This window comes from Limnohabitans sp. B9-3, from assembly GCF_002778325.1.
In the GTDB taxonomy this organism is placed as follows: domain Bacteria; phylum Pseudomonadota; class Gammaproteobacteria; order Burkholderiales; family Burkholderiaceae_C; genus Limnohabitans; species Limnohabitans kasalickyi.
The window spans coordinates 51340-69061 of record NZ_NESI01000011.1 but is presented as its reverse complement, the minus strand read 5'-3'; the positions used below and the strand labels follow the sequence as shown (position 1 = coordinate 69061).

The window sequence follows — 17722 nt, the reverse complement described above, 5'->3', positions numbered from 1 at the left end:
GTTGCACCGCTTGCTTTAGGCGCTGAATGCGCCAACGGACCCCCAAGCCTCACAAGAGCTTGGGGTTTTATTTTGTGATCAATGGTTGAGTTTTTTAGGGTTTGACGGCTCTATGGTTTGATGTCTTTTGAAATCTGTTGCGGGAAGTCATCGATGCCAAAGTTATATGAATATTTCGGATTGGTGGTGCTTTTTTATTCGAATGAGCACCAACCTATTCACGTACATGGAAAATGCCAAGGCCGTGAGTCAAAAGCTGAAATAATCTTGGTGAACGGCTCTATTTCTTTTATCCGTTATTCTGATGAGGCTGGTCGCGCGCCGCTCAGTGCTTCCGAGTTACGGGTGTTCACCGAGTTGGTGGATGCAAAAGCGCAAGACATCGTGACGAAGTGGATTGATTATTTTGTGTTGCACAAATCGGTCCGATCAGAACGCATTAAGCAGAGGCTCAAATGACAAACAAAGTTATTTCCATTACCGCAGCCGAAGACTTAGGTGATTTGCGTTTGCGGTTGACGTTCAGCGACGGTGTGATTCAAGAGGTGAATTTCCGCAGTTTTTTGCAACACTCCAACCACCCAGAAATTCGCGCATTCATTGACGCCAAAAAGTTCGCCACATTTGCGCTGAAAGACGGTGATTTGATGTGGGGCGATTTTGAGCTGTGTTTCCCCATCATGGACCTGTATCAAAACAACATCAACCACAGCCCTGTGTTGTCAGTCGCAGCTTAAACGGCACACACTTGCTTAGAAGAACCCCGCGCCTCACAAGGGCGTGGGGTTTTGTTTTGTGATCAATGCTCACACGGCATGTCGAAATGATTGACAGAATATTCCATGGAAGGCATACTTAATATGACATGGAATGTTGAATATACCGATCAATTTGAAGCGTGGTGGGCATTGTTGTCCGAGGACGAGCAGGTTTCTGTTGCCGCATCAGTGGCGTTGCTTGAGGCGCGTGGCCCACAGCTTGGTTTTCCGCACAGTAGCGCAGTGAATGGCTCACGACATGGGCACATGAGGGAATTGCGTACGCAGCATGCAGGCCGTCCGTTTCGTACCTTGTATGCGTTTGATCCGCGGCGGGACGTTATTTTGTTATTGGGTGGCGACAAGACAGGGCAAAACAGATGGTACGAAGTGAATGTGCCAATTGCAGACGAACTGTATGACGTTCATTTGGAAGAGCTTCGAAAGGAAGGGCAGATTGATGACTAAGAACTTTGCAAAATTGCGAGAGCAAATGTCGCCTCAGGCGCAAGAAAAAACCAAGCGTAAAACGACCGAAATGTTGGCTGAAATGCCGTTGCATGAATTGCGTCAAGCGCGAGGTTTATCGCAAAAAACATTGGCAGAGGTCTTGCACGTTCAGCAGCCCTCCATCGCTAAGTTAGAAAAACGCACGGACATGTATCTTTCTACTTTGCGTCATCACATTGAGGCGATGGGTGGTCAGCTAGAGGTCGTTGCGCGCTTTCCTGATGGCGCAGTGAAGATCAACAACTTTGCGGCGCTGAGTTAACGCCAAGTCATACGTCCCTGCTAGCGAACCCCACGCCTCACAAGGGCGTGGGTTTTTGTTTTGTGAAAACGCTCAACGGCGACGCAGACAAGACAAGCCGACTGCGAGTGCCACTTTAAAATTCCACCAATGACTTCGCCTGATCACCCCCATCCCTCCCAGCATTTTTCGACGCGCCGCGAGGCGTTTGTGCAGGGGTTCAAGGACTCGCTGGGCGCGCCCGTGTTGGTGTTGTTCGCCGGCATGATCGGGTTTGGTGCGATGGGGCAAACGCATGGGTTTGATGCGTGGATGACGGGGCTGACGAGTTTGTTGATGTTTGCGTTGCCCGGCCAAGTGGTGCTGCTAGAGATGCTGATTTCTGGCTCGTCGTTGCTCGCCATTGCCTTTGCGGTGACGCTGACGTCGGCGCGTTTTGTGACGATGGTGGTGACGCTGTTCCCCCAACTAGACGCCCAAGACCGTAACCGCGGTTTGTACGCGTGGGTGCACCTGTTGGCGATGACGGCGTGGGCGGTGTCGATGCGCGAGTTTCCGAACATGTTGCCCAAGTACCGCTTGAGTTATTTCATTGGCCTCGGGCTGCCGTGCTGGCTGGTGGCGTTGCCCGGCACGGTGTTGGGCTATCTGGCGGCGGGTTGGGTGCCTGCGGCGGTGACGCTGGGGCTGGTGTTCATCAACCCTTTGTTTTTCTTGCTGACGTTCACCGAGGTGAAGCCCTGGGCCAACCGCATCGCGATTGTGTTGGGCTGTGTGATGGGGCCTGCTTTTTACCTGCTGGACGCCAACAGCAGTTTGCTCACGACAGGTGTGGTGGCGGGAACCTTGGCTTATGCCCTAGACCGCAAGTGGCTGCGACCTAAGCCGGTGGAGGTGTCAGCATGAGCGCGGTGATGCCAGCAGCTATTCAGGGCTGGGAGCAATGGCTGGGGCTGAGTGCAGCGTGCTTGGGTACATATGCTTGCCGCGCTTTGGGCGTGAAGTTGTCAGGCCACATTCACGCCGAGAGCGAGATTTTTAAGTGGATTTCGGCGGTGACTTACGCCATGGTGGCTGCCTTGACGATGCGCATGATCGTGATGCCTTTGGGCTTGTTGTCCACCGTGCCCTTGTGGTTGCGCGTGTTGATTTGCGCGCTGAGTTTGGGGGTGATGATGTCTAGCCCCAAACGCCGCTTGGTGCCCGCTTTGCTCACGGGCACCTTGCTGATGTTGGCGTATGGGGTGACGCGTTGAGCGCCTCTAAGTTGTCAATTCACCATCACCAATTTGCCCATCACGCCGCGTGAGCCCATGTCGGCATAGGCCTGCTTGAGTTGCGCCATGGGCAAGGTGTTGTGGATGACGGGTTTGATTTTTCCGGCGCCGTACCACTGAGCGAGCTCTTGCATCATGGCGGCGTTGGCGGCGGGTTCGCGGCGCGAGAAATCGCCCCAGAACACGCCGACGATGGACGCGCCTTTGAGCAAGGCCAAGTTCCAGGGCAGGGCAGGGATGGGGCCTGCGGCAAAGCCGACCACCAAGTAACGGCCGCGCCACGCGATGGACCGGAAGGCGGGCTCGGCAAATTCGCCGCCGACGGGGTCGTAAATGATGTCGGGGCCTTTGCCGTCGGTGAGGGTTTTGAGGGCCTCGCGCAAGTTTTCGGTGCTGTAGTTGATGGTGGCGTCGGCACCGATGGAGGTGCAGAGCGCGCACTTTTCAGCGTTGGACGCTGCCGCGATGACGCGTGCGCCTGCGGCTTTGGCAATTTGAATGGCCGCTGTGCCCACGCCGCCCGCAGCACCGAGCACCAACACGGTTTCGCCCGCTTTGAGTTGGCCACGGTCCATCAGCGCATGGTGCGAGGTGGCGTAGGTCATGATGAAAGCGGCGGCATCGACCGCGGGGAAGCCCGCGGGCAAGGGCATACACAACTTGGCAGGGGCCAGTGTGTGGGTGCCAAAGCCGCCGGTGCCGCTGAGGCAGGCCACGGCTTGACCGACTTTGAGGTGCGTGACGCCTTCGCCCACGGCCTCAATGGTGCCGGCGTACTCAGAGCCAGGCACGAAGGGCAGGGGCGGCTTCATTTGGTATTTGTTTTGCACGATCAACAGATCGGGAAAGTTCAAACTGGCCGCTTCGATGCGGATCAGCACCTCGCCTGCACCGGGTTGGGGCGTTGGGCGTTCTTGCCAAGTCAGGGCGTCGACGCCGATGGGGTTTTCACAAAGCCAAGCATGCACAGGAGTCTCCTTTAGGTGTTTGCAACATGATAGGCGTGTGGGGGCGTTGGGCTTGTCTCAAACTCTACAATTGAAAAGTAATTCAAAGGCTCGCATGAATATTTTGATCTCCAACGACGATGGCTATCAGGCCCCTGGCATCGTGGCCTTGTACGAGGCGCTGAAAGATTTGGGGCGTGTCGAGGTAGTAGCCCCCGAGCAAAACAACAGCGCCAAGTCGAACGCCTTGACCTTGCATTCGCCGCTGTACGTGCACACCGCCGCGAATGGCTTTCGGTATGTGAATGGCACACCCGCCGACTGTGTGCACATCGCGTTGACGGGTTTGTTGGACTACAAGCCCGATTTGGTGGTGTCAGGCATCAACAACGGCGCCAACATGGGCGACGATACGATTTATTCAGGCACGGTGGGCGCGGCGATGGAGGGCTATTTGTTTGGCATTCCGGCCATTGCGTTTTCTCAAGTAGAAAAGGGCTGGGGGCAGATTGACGCCGCCGCCGCTGCCGCCCGCGCCTTGGTGTTGCAGATGCAGCAGCAAGGCCAGATCAAAGGCGAGCCTTGGTTGCTGAATGTGAACATTCCCAACCAGCCACTGGCGCAACTCAAACCCCTGCGGGTGACGCGCTTGGGCCGTCGCCACTCAGCAGAACGGGTGATCACACAAACCAGCCCACGCGGCGAGACCATGTATTGGATTGGCAGCGCGGGTGCGGCCAAAGACGACAGCGATGGCACCGACTTCCATGCCACGTTTGAAGGCCATGTGTCGGTGACGCCCCTGCATGTGGACCTCACCGAGCACGCCACTTTGCCTCTGTGGGCCCAACGTTTGAGCGAGAGCAAGCTGGCATGAAACCCAGGCCCAGTTTTCCGGCGCGTTTAGACACCTCGAACGACTCAGCCAAGCCCAAGGCCTTGCTGGGCGCCACGCGGGTGGTGACGCCGCAAACAGCAATGCGCGGGCCAGCGCAGGTTGCGTTAGCCAGCCCGACGGGGGTGGGCCTCGATTCTTCGGCCGTGCGCCGGCGCATGGTGCAAAAGTTAGCCGAGCAGGGCCTGCAAGACACGGTGGTGCTGGACGCGATGGGGCGCATTGAGCGCCATCGTTTCGTCGACTCGGCCTTGGTGAACCAAGCCTACGAAGACACGAGTTTGCCGATTGGCTTAGGTCAAACGATTTCTAAGCCCAATGTGGTGGCCCGCATGATTGCGCTGCTGCGCGAGGCTCCGGGTTTGAAAGCTGCTCCCATGGGCCGCGTGCTCGAAATTGGCACGGGCTGTGGCTACCAAGCGGCAGTCTTGTCCTTGGTGGCGCGCGAGGTCTACAGCATTGAGCGGTTGCGGGGCTTGCACGACAAGGCCAAAGAGAACTTGCGGCCCATGCGTTTGCCCAATGTGCATTTGATGTTTGGTGACGGCATGTTGGGTTACCCCAAGGGCGCGCCTTACAGCGCCATCATCGCCGCCGCAGGTGGCGAGGCGGTGCCGCAGGCGTGGATTGACCAGCTGGCGGTGGGCGGGCGCATTGTGGCGCCTATGCAAACCACGGCGGGTCAGCAGGCTTTGGTGGTGATTGACAAAACGCCGCAGGGTTTGCAGCAAAGCTTGCTCGAGGCGGTGCACTTCGTACCTCTAAAATCAGGGATTGCTTGACGACGGAGAAGAACGCATGTTTGGTGCAGGAAAATGGGGGGCTTTAGCCCTGGTGGCAGCGTTCGCGCTGTCAGGATGTACCACCAAGGTACGTCAAGCGCCTGTGGATGAGCGATCTTCTCAGCTGACGCGGGCGCCTGTCGCCAAGCCCTTGCCCGGTGCTGAAAACGCGGGCAAGGCCGGTTTCTACACCGTCAAGCCGGGCGACACTTTGATTCGCATTGGCATGGACAACGGCCAAACCTGGCGCGATCTGGTGCGTTGGAACAATTTAGAGAACCCCAATTTGATTGAGACGGGCCAAGTGCTGCGCATTGCACCGCCTGAGGTGGTCGTTGCCAAGCCATTGGCCCCCGTCGCTGCGACAAGCAATCCACCAGCCCCCACAGCGGGTGTGGTGCCTGCTACGCCAGCGGCCAGTGCCGCATCGGCTGCGGTCGCGGTCAAGCCCGCTGCCCCTGTGGCACTAGAAGTTGAAGATGCGGTGAATTTTCAGTGGCCCGTTCGAGGCAACTTGATTTCTGGTTTTGACGAAGCCAAGAACAAAGGTCTGGACATTGCTGGCAAGGCGGGCGACCCTGTGTTGGCCGCTGCCGACGGCCGTGTGGTGTATGCGGGTGGGGGGTTGCGCGGTTACGGCAACTTGATCATCTTGAAGCACAACAACACGTATTTGACGGCTTATGCACACAACCAAACCTTGTTGGTGAAGGAAGACCAAGCGATCAAGCGCGGTCAAAAAATTGCCGAAATGGGCAACAGCGATGCCGACCAAGTGAAGCTGCATTTTGAAATTCGCCGTCAAGGCAAACCGGTGGACCCCGCCAAATATTTGCCTTCGAACTGATGACCGATACAACGACAGAAAAAAAATGGCCAGACAACGCGCTGACCATTGAATCGATGGACCTTGAAGCCCAAGGCGTGGCACACCGTGCCGATGGCAAGGTGGTGTTTGTGGAAGGCGCCTTGCCCTTTGAGGTGGTGCGCGCCAACATCCATCGCAAGAAAAACAACTGGGAAATGGGCTCGTTGCTGGAGGTGATGCAAGAGTCGTCACAGCGCGTGACGCCGGGTTGTGAAAATTTTGGCTTGCATGCCGGTGCATGCGGCGGCTGCAAGATGCAGCACCTCGACGCCACGGCGCAAGTGGCAATCAAGCAGCGCGCGATGGAAGACAACTTGTGGCATTTGGGCAAGGTCAAACCCGAAACCATGCTGCGCCCGATTCAAGGCCCTGCTTGGGGCTACCGCTACCGCGCCCGTTTGTCGGTGCGGTATGTGGTGAAAAAGGGCGAGGTGCTGGTGGGCTTTCATGAGCGCAAGAGCCGCTATGTCGCGAACATGCGCAGCTGCCGCATCTTGCCGCCGCATGTGGACGCCATGCTGCTGCCCCTGCGTGCCTTGATTGGCAGCATGGAGGCGCGTGAGACGTTGCCGCAAATCGAACTCGCGTGTGGTGACCATGTCACCGCGTTGGTGTTGCGCCACATGGAGCCGTTGAGCGATGGCGATATGACGCTGTTGCGCCAGTTTGCTGCCGAGCACGATGTGCAGTGGTGGTTGCAGTCCAAAGGCCCCGACACGGTGAAGCTGATGGACGAGGCGGGCGCTGTGCCGCTGTCTTACGCCTTGCCTGAATTTGGCATCACCATGCCGTTCAAGCCCACCGATTTCACGCAGGTCAACCCCCACATCAACCGCGTGTTGGTGACGCGGGCTTTGCGCTTGTTAGATGTGAAGCCCACCGAGCGCGTGATCGATTGGTTCTGCGGCTTGGGTAACTTCACTTTGCCTTTGGCGACGATGGCACGTGAGGTGCTGGGCATTGAGGGCAGCGAGGCTTTGGTGTCACGCTCGCGCGAGAACTTGGTGGTGAACCAGGCGGGGCGTCGCACGCCTTTGGCACCCACGCAGTTTGTGGCGCGCAATTTGTTTGAGATGACGCCTGAGTTGTTGATTCAAGACGGCACGGCTGACAAGTGGTTGGTGGACCCCCCGCGCGAAGGCGCGTTTGCGTTGGCACAAACCTTGGCAACGCTGCACGAGCAGCCCGAGTTGCGTCAAGGCTGGACACTGCCCAAGCGCATCGTCTACGTCAGTTGCAACCCTGCCACCTTGGCACGGGATGCGGGTGTGTTGGTGAACTCTGCGGGTTACCGCATTTCTGCTGCGGGCGCAGTGAACATGTTTCCGCACACCGCGCATGTGGAGAGCATGGCGGTGTTTGATTTGGCGTGAAGCCAATCAGGCAGAGCGCATGCGCTGTTTCAATAGACGCAAAAAAGGCTGCTCATGAGCAGCCTTTTTTGTGGGCGCTGAACGCCTAGGGCGTTCGCGTTATTGTCGGTTTACTCGCGTTCGCCGCTTGTCAAGCCCAACAAGGCCAACAAACCTTGGAACACGTTGATCACGTCCAAATACAGCGTCAAGGTGGCGCTGATGTAGTTGGTTTCGCCGCCGTCGATGATTTGCTTCAGGTCATACAACATGAACGCGCTGAAGATGCCGATGGTCAACACCGAGATGGCCATCATGCCAGCGGAAGAGCCAACAAACACGTTGATGATGCTGCCAACCATCAGAACGATGGCGCCGATGGTCAGCCATTTGCCCATGCTCGACAGGTCGCGTTTGATGAAGGTGGACAAGCTGGCCATCAAAAAGAACACACCGGCTGTACCGCCGAAGGCCGTCATGACCAACTCAGCACCGTTTTTGAAGCCCAGCACCATGGCGATCATGCGAGAAAGCATCAGACCCATGAAGAAGGTGAAGCCGAGCAACACATACACACCCGTGATGCTGTGCTTGGTTTTTTCGATGGCATAGATGAAGCCGAAAGCGCCGGCGAGCATCAAGATCATGCCCAAGCCACCTGAGAACAATTGGCTCAGGCCTGTGCTCACACCCAGCCAAGCACCGAGAACAGTGGGCAGCATGCTGACAGCCAGCAAAACATAAGTGTTACGCAACACACGGTTGCGCTGTTGTGCGTCTAAGACGTAGTGGTCAGCAGTTGGGAATTGGTTAAACATACCAAGGTCTCCGAAAAACACCTGCACATGCAGATATGGCGGATTCTAGTGTGTCTGTTGCTGAGCGTGTACTCCCTACTTTTCTTGAGGTTTCTTTTGCTTTTCAGGGGCGCATTCGGTCCCTATGAGTGGGTATGCTTGAGCCCTCTTAAAACTGACCTGATCCATTGCCATGAAGACCAAACATTTCCTCGAATCCGCTGACATCAAAGCCATCGCTGCCGCTGCAGAGGCCGAAGCATTGAAAAACAACTGGGCGGTCACCATCGCCATCGTGGACGACGGCGGTCATTTGCTGTCCTTGCAACGTTTGGATGGCGCGGCCCCCATTTCCGCCCACATCGCTCCCGCCAAAGCCAACACGGCCGCGGTGGGCCGTCGTGAGAGCAAAATTTACGAAGACGTGATCAATGGCGGCCGCGTGTCGTTCTTGAGCGCGCCTGATTTGAAGGGTTTGCTCGAAGGTGGCGTGCCGATCATGAAAGACGGCCAGTGCATTGGCGCTGTGGGTGTGAGCGGCGTGAAGTCCAACGAAGACGCACAAGTTGCCAAGGCGGGCATTGCCGCCATTGGCCTCTGAACCCTCAGTAAATCAGGCGCTCAGGGCTGAGCTCTTGCAAAATCGTGGTGGCAATCTCTTCGATGCTTTTGTTGGTGGTGGACAGCCAACGAATGCCAGCACGACGCATCATCGCCTCAGCTTCTGCCACCTCATGACGACAGTTAGGTAGGCTGGCGTAGTTGGAGTTGGGGCGACGTTCGTTGCGAATTTCGCTCAGGCGCTCTGGCTGAATGGTCAGCCCAAAAATCTTCTTCTTGTGCGGGATCAGCGCGGGAGGGAGTTGGCGGCGGTCAAAGTCTTCAGGAATCAACGGGTAATTCGAAGCTTTGAGGCCGTGCTGCATGGCCAAATACAGACTGGTAGGCGTTTTGCCGCTGCGGCTCACGCCGACCAAGATCACGTCTGACAAATCTAAATCGCGGTTGAGTTGGCCATCGTCGTGGGCCAAGCTGAAATTGATGGCTTCAATGCGGTCGTGGTATTCCTTGCTTTTGCTCACGTCCGAAAAGCGTCCAATGCGGTGGTTAGATTTGACGCCCAGCTCTTCTTCCAGCGGATTCACAAAGGTGCCAAACATGTCAAGCAAGCGGCCTTTGCAGCCTTCTTGGATGACTTTGAGCACATCCATGTCGACCAAGGTGGTGAACACAATGGGCTTGCGGCCTTCAATTTCGGCGGTGTGGTTGATTTGACGAACAGCCTGGTGGGCTTTGTCGACCGAGTCGACAAACGGCAGCCGGATGTGGCGAAACTTGAACTCGAACTGTGCAAGGATGGCGTTGCCAAAGGTCTCGGCGGTGATGCCAGTGCCGTCAGAGACAAAAAATACGGTGGGATTGGGCATGAAAAACTTTCAGGTTCGAGGCGCTGATTGGCACGGATTCGGTGCGCTTGTGCGGGTGGTCAGCCACCTACAATTGCCTATTATCTAAATTCCGCTGCCGTCTCAGCGCAACCTATTCGAAAAATAACCAAGTTGCCCGTGGACGAGTCGCCGTACCCGTTTTAACTTTTGGAGCTTTCCCATGTCAGCACTGTTCAGCCCAACCGCTTTGGTGGTCCCGTTTGAGAACTTGAGAATGACGGACGTCGAGTCCGTGGGCGGTAAAAACGCCAGCCTCGGCGAAATGATTTCGCAACTCCCCACCGGCGTGCGCGTGCCCACGGGCTTTGCGACCACAGCCCACGCGTTCCGTGAGTTCTTGGCGCACGACGGCTTGGCCGACAAGATCAACGCCACTTTGGACAAACTCGACACCGAAGACGTGCGTGCTTTGGCCCAAGTAGGTGCCGAAATTCGCGCCATGGTGGAAGCGCAACCGTTCCCTGCTGACCTGCAAAAAGCCATTGCTGACGCCTTTGCCACTTTGTCTGCTGGCAACGCCGCCGCCACCTTTGCGGTGCGTTCATCGGCCACGGCCGAAGACTTGCCTGACGCTTCGTTCGCCGGCCAGCAAGAAACCTTCTTGAACGTGCACGGCATCGACGAAGTGCTGCACAAGATGAAAGAAGTGTTTGCGTCGCTCTACAACGACCGCGCCATCAGCTACCGCGTGCACAAGGGCTTTGCCCACGCCGATGTGGCTTTGTCTGCCGGCGTGCAACGCATGGTGCGCTCTGACTTGGGCGCAGCGGGCGTGATGTTCACCATCGATACCGAGTCGGGTTTTGAGGACGTGGTGTTCATCACCTCAAGCTACGGCCTCGGCGAGACCGTGGTGCAAGGCGCGGTGAACCCCGACGAGTTTTATGTGCACAAGCCAACTTTGAAAGCTGGCAAGCGCGCTGTGATTCGCCGCAACTTGGGTTCCAAACTCTTGCAAATGGAGTTCTCGACAGCCGACGAGAAAAAAGCCACTGGCAAATTGGTCAAGACCACCGATGTACCCACCGAGTTGCGCAACCGTTATTCATTGACCGACGCTGACGTCGAGCAATTGGCCCATTACGCCGTGGTGATCGAAACACATTACGGACGTCCCATGGACATCGAATGGGGCAAAGACGGCACAGACGGCCTCTTGTACATCTTGCAAGCACGTCCAGAAACCGTGAAGAGCCAAGCCAAAGGCCAGTCTGAGTTCCGCTACAAACTCAAAGGTCACAGCACGGTGTTGGCTGAAGGTCGCGCGATTGGCCAAAAGATTGGCACCGGCCCTGTGCGCTTGGTGCACAACATCAGCGAGATGGACACGGTCCAGCCTGGCGATGTGTTGGTGACCGACATGACCGACCCCAACTGGGAACCCGTGATGAAGCGCGCCAGCGCCATCGTGACCAACCGTGGTGGCCGTACCTGCCACGCCGCCATCATTGCGCGTGAGTTGGGTATTCCTGCGGTGGTGGGTTGCGGCGACGCGACAGAGAAATTGAAAGACGGCACGTTGGTGACCGTGAGCTGCTCTGAAGGCGACACCGGCATGATTTACGACGGTTTGCTCGAGACCGAAGTGACCGAAGTGCAGCGCGGCACCATGCCCGAGATCAAAACCAAGATCATGATGAACGTGGGTAACCCACAGTTGGCGTTTGACTTCTGCCAGTTGCCCAACGAAGGCGTGGGCTTAGCTCGCTTGGAGTTCATCATCAACAACAACATTGGTGTGCACCCCAAGGCGATTCTTGATTACCCCAATGTGGACGCCGATTTGAAGAAGGCGGTGGAGTCTGTGGCCCGTGGCCATGCGTCACCCCGCGCGTTCTACGTGGACAAAGTGGCCGAAGGCATTGCGACCATCGCTGCGGCGTTCTGGCCTAAGCCCGTCATCGTGCGTATGTCGGACTTCAAGTCCAACGAGTACCGCAAGCTCATTGGCGGCAGCCGCTACGAGCCCGAGGAAGAAAACCCCATGCTGGGCTTCCGTGGTGCAGCACGTTACATCAGCGAAGACTTCGGCGAAGCGTTTGCCATGGAGTGCGAAGCCATGCGCCGCGTTCGCTCCGACATGGGTTTGACCAACGTGCAAGTGATGGTGCCTTTTGTTCGTACGCTAAAGCAGGCCGAGCGCGTGACCGATTTGTTGGCCACGCACGGTTTGAAGCGCGGCGAGAACGACCTCAAGGTCATCATGATGTGCGAAGTGCCCAGCAACGCCATCCTCGCCAACGACTTCTTGAAGTTCTTCGACGGCTTCTCCATCGGCTCGAACGACTTGACCCAATTGACGTTGGGCTTGGACCGTGATTCTGGTTTGGAGTTGCTGGCTGCTGACTTTGACGAGCGTGACCCCGCTGTGAAAGCTTTGCTGACGCAAGCGATCTCTGCCTGTCTGGCTCAAGGCAAGTACGTGGGCATTTGCGGCCAAGGCCCCAGCGACCACCCGGACTTTGCCCATTGGCTGGCGGATCAAGGCATCAGTTCGATTTCGCTGAACCCAGACAGCGTGATCGAGACTTGGAAGTCGCTCGCTCAATAAGCCCTTGCGGCATGGCGTGATGCACAAAGTTCGGTCAAGCTCAACAGACAACCAGCGCGCTTTTTGGGGTGTGTTGTGCTTGCTGGGTCTGACGGTGTTGACCATGTCTGTGGCTTGGTATTGGCCTGATCAGACCTTGATGCATTTTTGGTTGGTCGCTCAAGCTACACCTGTCTTGTATGTGGTTTTGGCGTGGTGGGGGGCGAGTGCTCCGACTGAGGACCGTGATGCCCAATAAGCCTTGGCGTTGGCGCTTGGTTTTGTCTGGCTTGGTTGGCCTTGCCGTGTTGTCCGTGTGCTTGCTTGCCGCGGATGTGATGGGGGTGTCTAAGCCAGTCATCAATGGTTTCTTTTTAGTTATCTCGATCTTGGGTTACGCCGCGATTGGGATGTTTTGCCGCACCTCAGTTGCCGAGGAGTACTACGTCGCGGGGCGTCGCGTCAGCGCCCCGTTCAATGGCATGGCCACCGCCGCAGACTGGATGTCGGCTGCCTCCTTTTTAGGGGTCGCTGGGTTATTGCTGTCAGACGGTTTTGTCGGCGATGGCACTCATGCTGGCGGTTTGGCCTATCTGCTGGGCTGGACAGGTGGATTTTGTTTGCTGGGTTTTTTGTTTGCGGCCAAGCTCAATGCCTCCGGTGCCACCACCATTCCGCAATTCTTAGGACGTCGTTTCAACAGCCCGGTGGTGCGCTGGTTGGCGGCCTGGGGAGCGATTTTGTGCTCCAGCGTTTACTTGGTGGCTCAGATTTATGGCGTCGGTTTAGTCGCCTCTATGCTCTCTGGACTGACGTTTGAATTAGGTGTTTTCTTGGCCCTGGGCGGCATTTTGCTGTGTTCGTTTTTAGGTGGCATGCGCGCGGTCACATGGACGCAGGTGGTGCAGTGCGTGGTGATCGTGGCGTCGATGTTGGCCGTCGCCATGGCGGTGTCTTGGCAGGTTCAAGGGCACCCCGTGATCTCGGTGGCAGCGGCGCAGACTTTGCAGCAGATGGAGGCGCGCATTCAGGTGATTCAGGCCGATCCCGCTGAATTGGCGACGCGTGAGGCGATGGCGCAGCGCATGTGGGACCTAGAGGCCAAGATGGCTGACCCCTTGAATGCCCGCGAGCTAGAGCGACAAGTCTTAGCCAAGCAAATTGCCAAAGCAAAATCGGACAGCCTGCCTTTGCGGGATATTCAGCGCCTAGAGGCCAATCCTGCTTGGAGAGAGCAGGGTTCTGAGCGCTTGGTACGCGCCTGGCAAGAGGAGCGCGATGGTCTTGCACGGGCCATTCAACACCCCGTTGGTTTTCAAGCGCCGCGCGAAGAAGGCTTCAAGCAAGGTTGGGTGAATTCGCTGGCTTTGGTCTTTTGTTTGATGGTGGGAACGGCGGCTTTGCCGCACATTTTGGTTCGCTCTTACACGGCGGCAAGTCCTGACGAGGCTCAGCGATCGATTGTTTGGGCGATGGTTTTTATCGTGATCGTTTATTTGTGTGCATCGTCTTTGGCGGTGTTGCTCAAGTCCTTCGTGCTCAATGAGTTGGTGGGCGCACCCTTGAACCAATTGCCCGAATGGGCCGAACGCTTGAAGCTGCGTAAGCTGGCGCTGCTGAGCATCAGCGACTACAACAACGATGGGGTGGTGCAGTACGCTGATATTCGGTTGATCGAGCAATACATCGTGCTGGCAGTGCCAGAAATTGTGCGGATTTCACCCGTTTTTACGGGGTTGATTGCCGCAGGGGCGTTGGCAGCGGCCTTGTCAACAGCAGACGGTTTGCTGCTCACGATTTCTAATGCGCTTGCCCAAGATTTGTATTTCGACACGGTCGATCCGAATGCGCCCCCGCTGCGCCGGGTGATGTTGTCCAAAATCATGCTGATGGTGGTGGCCTTGCTGGCGGCTTGGTTTGCGACCAACCGCTCAGTGAATATTCTGTTTTGGGTAACGTGTGCGTTCTCTTTGGCCGCATCCACGTTTTTCCCTGTGCTGCTGATGGGGCTGTATTGGCCGCGTATGAACCGCGTGGGGGCGGTAGCGGCGATGGTGTCGGGGCTAGGCGTCTCGTTTTATTACATTGTGGCCAACCACCCCTGGGTCCAGCTGTCTTTGAATTTGCAGCCCAGCGACACCTTGTGGTGGGGCTTAGAGCCCATTTGTGCCGGCGTGTTCGGTGTTCCAACGGGCTTATTGGCTGGATTCATCTTCAGTCAGCGTAGGACACGGCAAAATTGACTATACTAGTGAGCTTTCCCTTGCTGCAGTGCGTCTGACGCCGCGAGCAGCTTCAACCCACAAGGAGTGTCCATGCGTCATTACGAAATCATTTTGTTGATCCACCCGGATCAAAGCGAGCAAGTTCCAGCCATGCTGGAGCGTTACAAAGGCATGATCACCGCAGGTGGTGGTGCTATTCACCGTATGGAAGACTGGGGTCGCCGCCAGTTGGCCTACATGATCAACAAGCTCGCCAAAGCTCACTACATTTGCTTGAACATCGAAGCTGACCAAGCTGTGATGTCTGAACTCGAACACGCGTTCAAGTTCAACGATGCTGTGTTGCGTCACCTGACTGTCTTGAAGAAGAAAGCTGACACAGCGCCTTCACTCATGATGAAGACAGTTGAGCGCGAAGAAGCCCGTAAGACTCAGCAAGCTGAGTTCGCCGGCTAATTTTTGCCTTATTGCAAGGTGTGAATCACGTTGTTTTGAACGCTTGCATCGCAGAGGTTTCGGCCATGCGGTATACCCCAGCAGGTTTACCTGCCCTTGATTTGAGGCTCGAACATGAGTCTGACATCGAAGAAGCGGGGCACAAGCGACAAGTCAAAACAAGTGTCAAAACAGTGGCTTTGGGTGCTTTGGCTGAACGCTTAGTTCGTCAACCCTTAGGTAGCCTTTGGCAGTTCACCGGTTTTTTAGCCAGCCCGCGCAATAGCAAAAACGTCGTTCTTCATATTCAAGATTTTCAGCAAATTTCATAGGAGGCCCAGATCATGGCCACGTTCAAGAAATTCAACAAAGACAAGCGTCCTAAGCGCAACACACAATCTCTGCTCTTCAAACGCAAGCGCTTCTGCCGCTTCACCGTCACGGGCGTTGAAGAAATCGACTACAAAGACGTCGACACATTGCGTGATTTCATTGCCGAAAACGGCAAAATCATCCCCGCACGCCTGACCGGCACACGCGCCATTTACCAACGTCAGCTGAACACAGCCATCAAGCGCGCACGCTTCTTGGCCCTGGTGCCTTACAGCGACCAGCACAAGATCTAAGGAGCCCGACCATGCAAATTATTCTGCTCGACAAGGTCGTGAACCTCGGCAACCTCGGCGAAATCGTCCGAGTGAAAGACGGTTACGCACGTAACTTCTTGATCCCTTCAGGCCGTGCTCGTCGCGCCACTGAAACCGCGATCAAGGAATTCGAAGTGCGCCGCGCTGAACTTGAAAAAGCTGCCTCTGAAAAGCTGGCTGCTGCACAAGCACAAGGCGAAAAATTGGCCGGTACTTCGGTCAAACTCAGCCAAAAAGCGGGTGTGGACGGCCGTTTGTTCGGTTCGGTCACCAACAGCGACATCGCTGAAGCCTTGACTAAAAACGGCTTTGCTGTGGTCAAGTCACAAGTGCGTATGCCCACAGGCCCCATCAAGGTTGTGAGCGATAGCACGGTGAGCGTGGCTCTGCACACGGATGTGGTCGTTGAGATCACTGTGTCTGTGTACGGCGAAACTGCTTAAGTTTCTTCCGCCCAGGCAAAAGCCGCTCTTCGGAGCGGCTTTTTTCTTTGTTTGCTTGAAATATTGTTTTCCCCAAATAGCGCACCGCTTATCCACAGAGTTATCCCCGAGCTTGTGCTGTCTGGGACGTAGGATGCGTGTTTTACAGGATGCTTATGTCTGCCGCTTTGTCCAGCCTTGAAGATGGCTTTTCCGCCGATCAACAAATCGCTCAGTTGCGTATTCCCCCGCACTCCGTCGAGGCCGAGTCGAGCGTCTTGGGGGGCTTGCTCTTGGACAACAGCGCGTGGGATCGCGTGGGCGATTTGTTGGTCGATGGCGACTTTTATCGCTACGAACACAAGCAGGTCTACGCCGCCATTGGGGCTTTGGTGAACACCAGTCGACCTGCTGACGTCATCACGGTGTATGAGCATTTGCAGGCTTTGGGAAAGGCCGAAGAGATCGGTGGCTTGGGTTATCTCAACGCCTTGGCGCAATACGTACCGAGCGCGAGCAACATCAGACGCTATGCCGAAATCGTGCGTGAGCGTTCGATTTTGCGCAAGCTGGTGACAGCCAGCGATGAAATTGCCACCAACGCCTTCAATACGCAAGGCCGTGCAGTGGCTCAAATTTTGGACGAGGCCGAGCAAAAGATCTTCAACATTGGTGAAGAAGGCTCGCGCATGAAGCAGGGCTTTCAGGCCATGCCCCAGTTGGTGGTGGACCTGTTGGACCGTGTGCAAGAAATGGCCGACAACCAAAACGACATCACCGGCGTGCCAACGGGCTTTGTCGACTTTGACCGCATGACCTCCGGCTTGCAGCCGGGTGACTTGATTGTGTTGGCGGCCCGTCCGTCGATGGGTAAAACGGCGTTAGCCATCAACATCGCCGAGCATGTGGCGGTGAACGAAGGTTTGCCTGTGGCTGTGTTTTCGATGGAGATGGGCGCGTCGCAGTTGGCAGTTCGTATCGTGGGCTCGATTGGTCGTGTGGACCAAGGCCATTTGCGTACCGGCAAGCTCAGTGATGATGAGTGGCCGCGTTTGACCGAGGCGATTGAAAAGCTGCGCAATGTGTCGTTGCACATTGACGAAACACCTGGCCTCACGCCTAGCGAGTTACGCGCTAACGCCCGACGTTTGGCACGTCAGTGCGGCAAATTGGGCTTGATCGTGGTCGACTATTTGCAGCTGATGAGTGGCTCTAGCAGCAGTGGTGGTGACAACCGTGCTACCGAGATTGGCGAAATTTCTCGGGGTTTGAAGATGCTCGCCAAAGAACTGCAGTGCCCCGTGATTGCCTTGTCTCAGCTCAACCGAAGCGTGGAACAGCGCACCGACAAGCGCCCCATGATGAGTGACTTGCGTGAATCGGGCGCCATTGAGCAGGACGCGGACGTCATCATGTTTATTTACCGCGATGATTATTACAACAAAGAGTCTAAAGAGCCGGGTGTGGCCGAGGTCATCATTGGCAAGCAGCGTAACGGCCCCACGGGCACCGTCAAGCTGGCCTTCTTGAAGCCGCTGACCAAGTTCGAGAGCTTGGCCAGTGGCTACAGCAGCGGCGACTATTAAGT

Annotated in this window: 22 protein-coding genes; 19 read left to right on the top strand and 3 right to left on the bottom strand. The window is 56.3% G+C overall.

Annotated features, from left to right (window positions below):
* Nucleotides 1-153 precede the first annotated feature (153 nt).
* The 6 genes from B9Z42_RS15165 to B9Z42_RS15140 all read left to right on the top strand — a co-directional run bounded on the left by B9Z42_RS15165 (nt 154) and on the right by B9Z42_RS15140 (nt 2765).
* Nucleotides 154-459, top strand: coding sequence for a DUF4160 domain-containing protein (locus B9Z42_RS15165; RefSeq protein ID WP_100134255.1), 306 nt, complete (start codon nt 154-156; stop codon nt 457-459).
* The gene (locus tag B9Z42_RS15160; protein WP_100134254.1) at nt 456-737 is read left to right on the top strand and encodes a DUF2442 domain-containing protein; all 282 of its coding nucleotides are present in this window, start codon (nt 456-458) and stop codon (nt 735-737) included. The genes B9Z42_RS15165 and B9Z42_RS15160 overlap by 4 nt, the downstream gene beginning before the upstream one ends.
* A gap of 123 nt (nt 738-860) precedes the next feature.
* Nucleotides 861-1226 (top strand): type II toxin-antitoxin system RelE/ParE family toxin, encoded by a 366-nt coding sequence (locus B9Z42_RS15155; protein WP_100134268.1) that lies wholly within the window; start codon nt 861-863, stop codon nt 1224-1226.
* Nucleotides 1227-1251: 25 nt separating this feature from the next.
* A complete protein-coding gene (locus B9Z42_RS15150) occupies nt 1252-1530 on the top strand; it encodes an XRE family transcriptional regulator (RefSeq protein ID WP_369806885.1) in 279 nt (92 codons plus the stop codon).
* A gap of 129 nt (nt 1531-1659) precedes the next feature.
* On the top strand, nt 1660-2415 hold the full coding sequence (locus B9Z42_RS15145) for an AzlC family ABC transporter permease (RefSeq protein WP_100134252.1): 756 nt from the start codon (nt 1660-1662) through the stop codon (nt 2413-2415).
* Nucleotides 2412-2765, top strand: a complete 354-nt coding sequence (locus tag B9Z42_RS15140) for an AzlD domain-containing protein (protein WP_100134251.1) — start codon at nt 2412-2414, stop codon at nt 2763-2765. The genes B9Z42_RS15145 and B9Z42_RS15140 overlap by 4 nt, the downstream gene beginning before the upstream one ends.
* 14 nt (nt 2766-2779) lie before the next feature.
* Here B9Z42_RS15140 and B9Z42_RS15135 read toward each other — a convergent pair whose 3' ends face one another.
* Entirely contained in the window at nt 2780-3754 is a 975-nt protein-coding gene (locus B9Z42_RS15135) for an NADPH:quinone oxidoreductase family protein (protein ID WP_100134250.1), read from the bottom strand.
* Nucleotides 3755-3848: 94 nt separating this feature from the next.
* Between B9Z42_RS15135 and surE the strand changes: the two genes are divergently transcribed.
* The 4 genes from surE to rlmD are packed head-to-tail and all read left to right on the top strand — an operon-like array spanning nt 3849 to nt 7651.
* Entirely contained in the window at nt 3849-4610 is a 762-nt protein-coding gene (gene surE / locus B9Z42_RS15130) for a 5'/3'-nucleotidase SurE (RefSeq protein ID WP_100134249.1), read from the top strand.
* Entirely contained in the window at nt 4607-5410 is an 804-nt protein-coding gene (locus B9Z42_RS15125; RefSeq protein ID WP_100134248.1) for a protein-L-isoaspartate(D-aspartate) O-methyltransferase, read from the top strand. Before surE ends, B9Z42_RS15125 begins: the two co-directional genes overlap by 4 nt.
* A gap of 16 nt (nt 5411-5426) precedes the next feature.
* Nucleotides 5427-6257, top strand: a complete 831-nt coding sequence (locus B9Z42_RS15120; protein ID WP_100134247.1) for a peptidoglycan DD-metalloendopeptidase family protein — start codon at nt 5427-5429, stop codon at nt 6255-6257.
* Nucleotides 6257-7651, top strand: a complete 1395-nt coding sequence (gene rlmD, locus B9Z42_RS15115; protein ID WP_100134246.1) for a 23S rRNA (uracil(1939)-C(5))-methyltransferase RlmD — start codon at nt 6257-6259, stop codon at nt 7649-7651. The genes B9Z42_RS15120 and rlmD overlap by 1 nt, the downstream gene beginning before the upstream one ends.
* A 110-nt stretch (nt 7652-7761) precedes the next feature.
* Here the strand turns inward: rlmD and B9Z42_RS15110 are convergent, their stop codons facing one another.
* Nucleotides 7762-8448, bottom strand: coding sequence for a Bax inhibitor-1 family protein (locus B9Z42_RS15110; RefSeq protein WP_100134245.1), 687 nt, complete (start codon nt 8446-8448; stop codon nt 7762-7764).
* Between the two features lie 172 nt (nt 8449-8620).
* Between B9Z42_RS15110 and B9Z42_RS15105 the strand changes: the two genes are divergently transcribed.
* Nucleotides 8621-9028, top strand: a complete 408-nt coding sequence (locus tag B9Z42_RS15105) for a heme-binding protein (protein ID WP_100134244.1) — start codon at nt 8621-8623, stop codon at nt 9026-9028.
* A gap of 4 nt (nt 9029-9032) precedes the next feature.
* Here the strand turns inward: B9Z42_RS15105 and B9Z42_RS15100 are convergent, their stop codons facing one another.
* Nucleotides 9033-9854, bottom strand: coding sequence for a pyruvate, water dikinase regulatory protein (locus B9Z42_RS15100; protein WP_100134243.1), 822 nt, complete (start codon nt 9852-9854; stop codon nt 9033-9035).
* A gap of 181 nt (nt 9855-10035) precedes the next feature.
* Between B9Z42_RS15100 and ppsA the strand changes: the two genes are divergently transcribed.
* From ppsA to dnaB, 8 genes are all read left to right on the top strand, one after another.
* Nucleotides 10036-12426 (top strand): phosphoenolpyruvate synthase, encoded by a 2391-nt coding sequence (ppsA, locus tag B9Z42_RS15095; protein ID WP_100134242.1) that lies wholly within the window; start codon nt 10036-10038, stop codon nt 12424-12426.
* A gap of 19 nt (nt 12427-12445) precedes the next feature.
* The gene (locus tag B9Z42_RS16300; RefSeq protein ID WP_158235973.1) at nt 12446-12664 is read left to right on the top strand and encodes a hypothetical protein; all 219 of its coding nucleotides are present in this window, start codon (nt 12446-12448) and stop codon (nt 12662-12664) included.
* Entirely contained in the window at nt 12654-14648 is a 1995-nt protein-coding gene (locus B9Z42_RS15090) for a VC_2705 family sodium/solute symporter (protein WP_158235972.1), read from the top strand. Before B9Z42_RS16300 ends, B9Z42_RS15090 begins: the two co-directional genes overlap by 11 nt.
* 72 nt (nt 14649-14720) lie before the next feature.
* Nucleotides 14721-15086 (top strand): 30S ribosomal protein S6, encoded by a 366-nt coding sequence (rpsF, locus tag B9Z42_RS15085; RefSeq protein ID WP_100134240.1) that lies wholly within the window; start codon nt 14721-14723, stop codon nt 15084-15086.
* 20 nt (nt 15087-15106) lie between these two features.
* Nucleotides 15107-15397: a primosomal replication protein N gene (priB, locus tag B9Z42_RS15080; protein ID WP_369806884.1), complete on the top strand. Its 291-nt coding sequence runs from the start codon at nt 15107-15109 to the stop codon at nt 15395-15397.
* A 12-nt stretch (nt 15398-15409) separates the two neighbouring features.
* A complete protein-coding gene (gene rpsR, locus B9Z42_RS15075; protein WP_044397946.1) occupies nt 15410-15691 on the top strand; it encodes a 30S ribosomal protein S18 in 282 nt (93 codons plus the stop codon).
* Nucleotides 15692-15702: 11 nt separating this feature from the next.
* Nucleotides 15703-16155 (top strand): 50S ribosomal protein L9, encoded by a 453-nt coding sequence (gene rplI / locus B9Z42_RS15070; RefSeq protein WP_100134238.1) that lies wholly within the window; start codon nt 15703-15705, stop codon nt 16153-16155.
* Nucleotides 16156-16310: 155 nt separating this feature from the next.
* Nucleotides 16311-17720, top strand: a complete 1410-nt coding sequence (dnaB, locus tag B9Z42_RS15065; RefSeq protein ID WP_100134237.1) for a replicative DNA helicase — start codon at nt 16311-16313, stop codon at nt 17718-17720.
* Nucleotides 17721-17722: the final 2 nt, after the last annotated feature.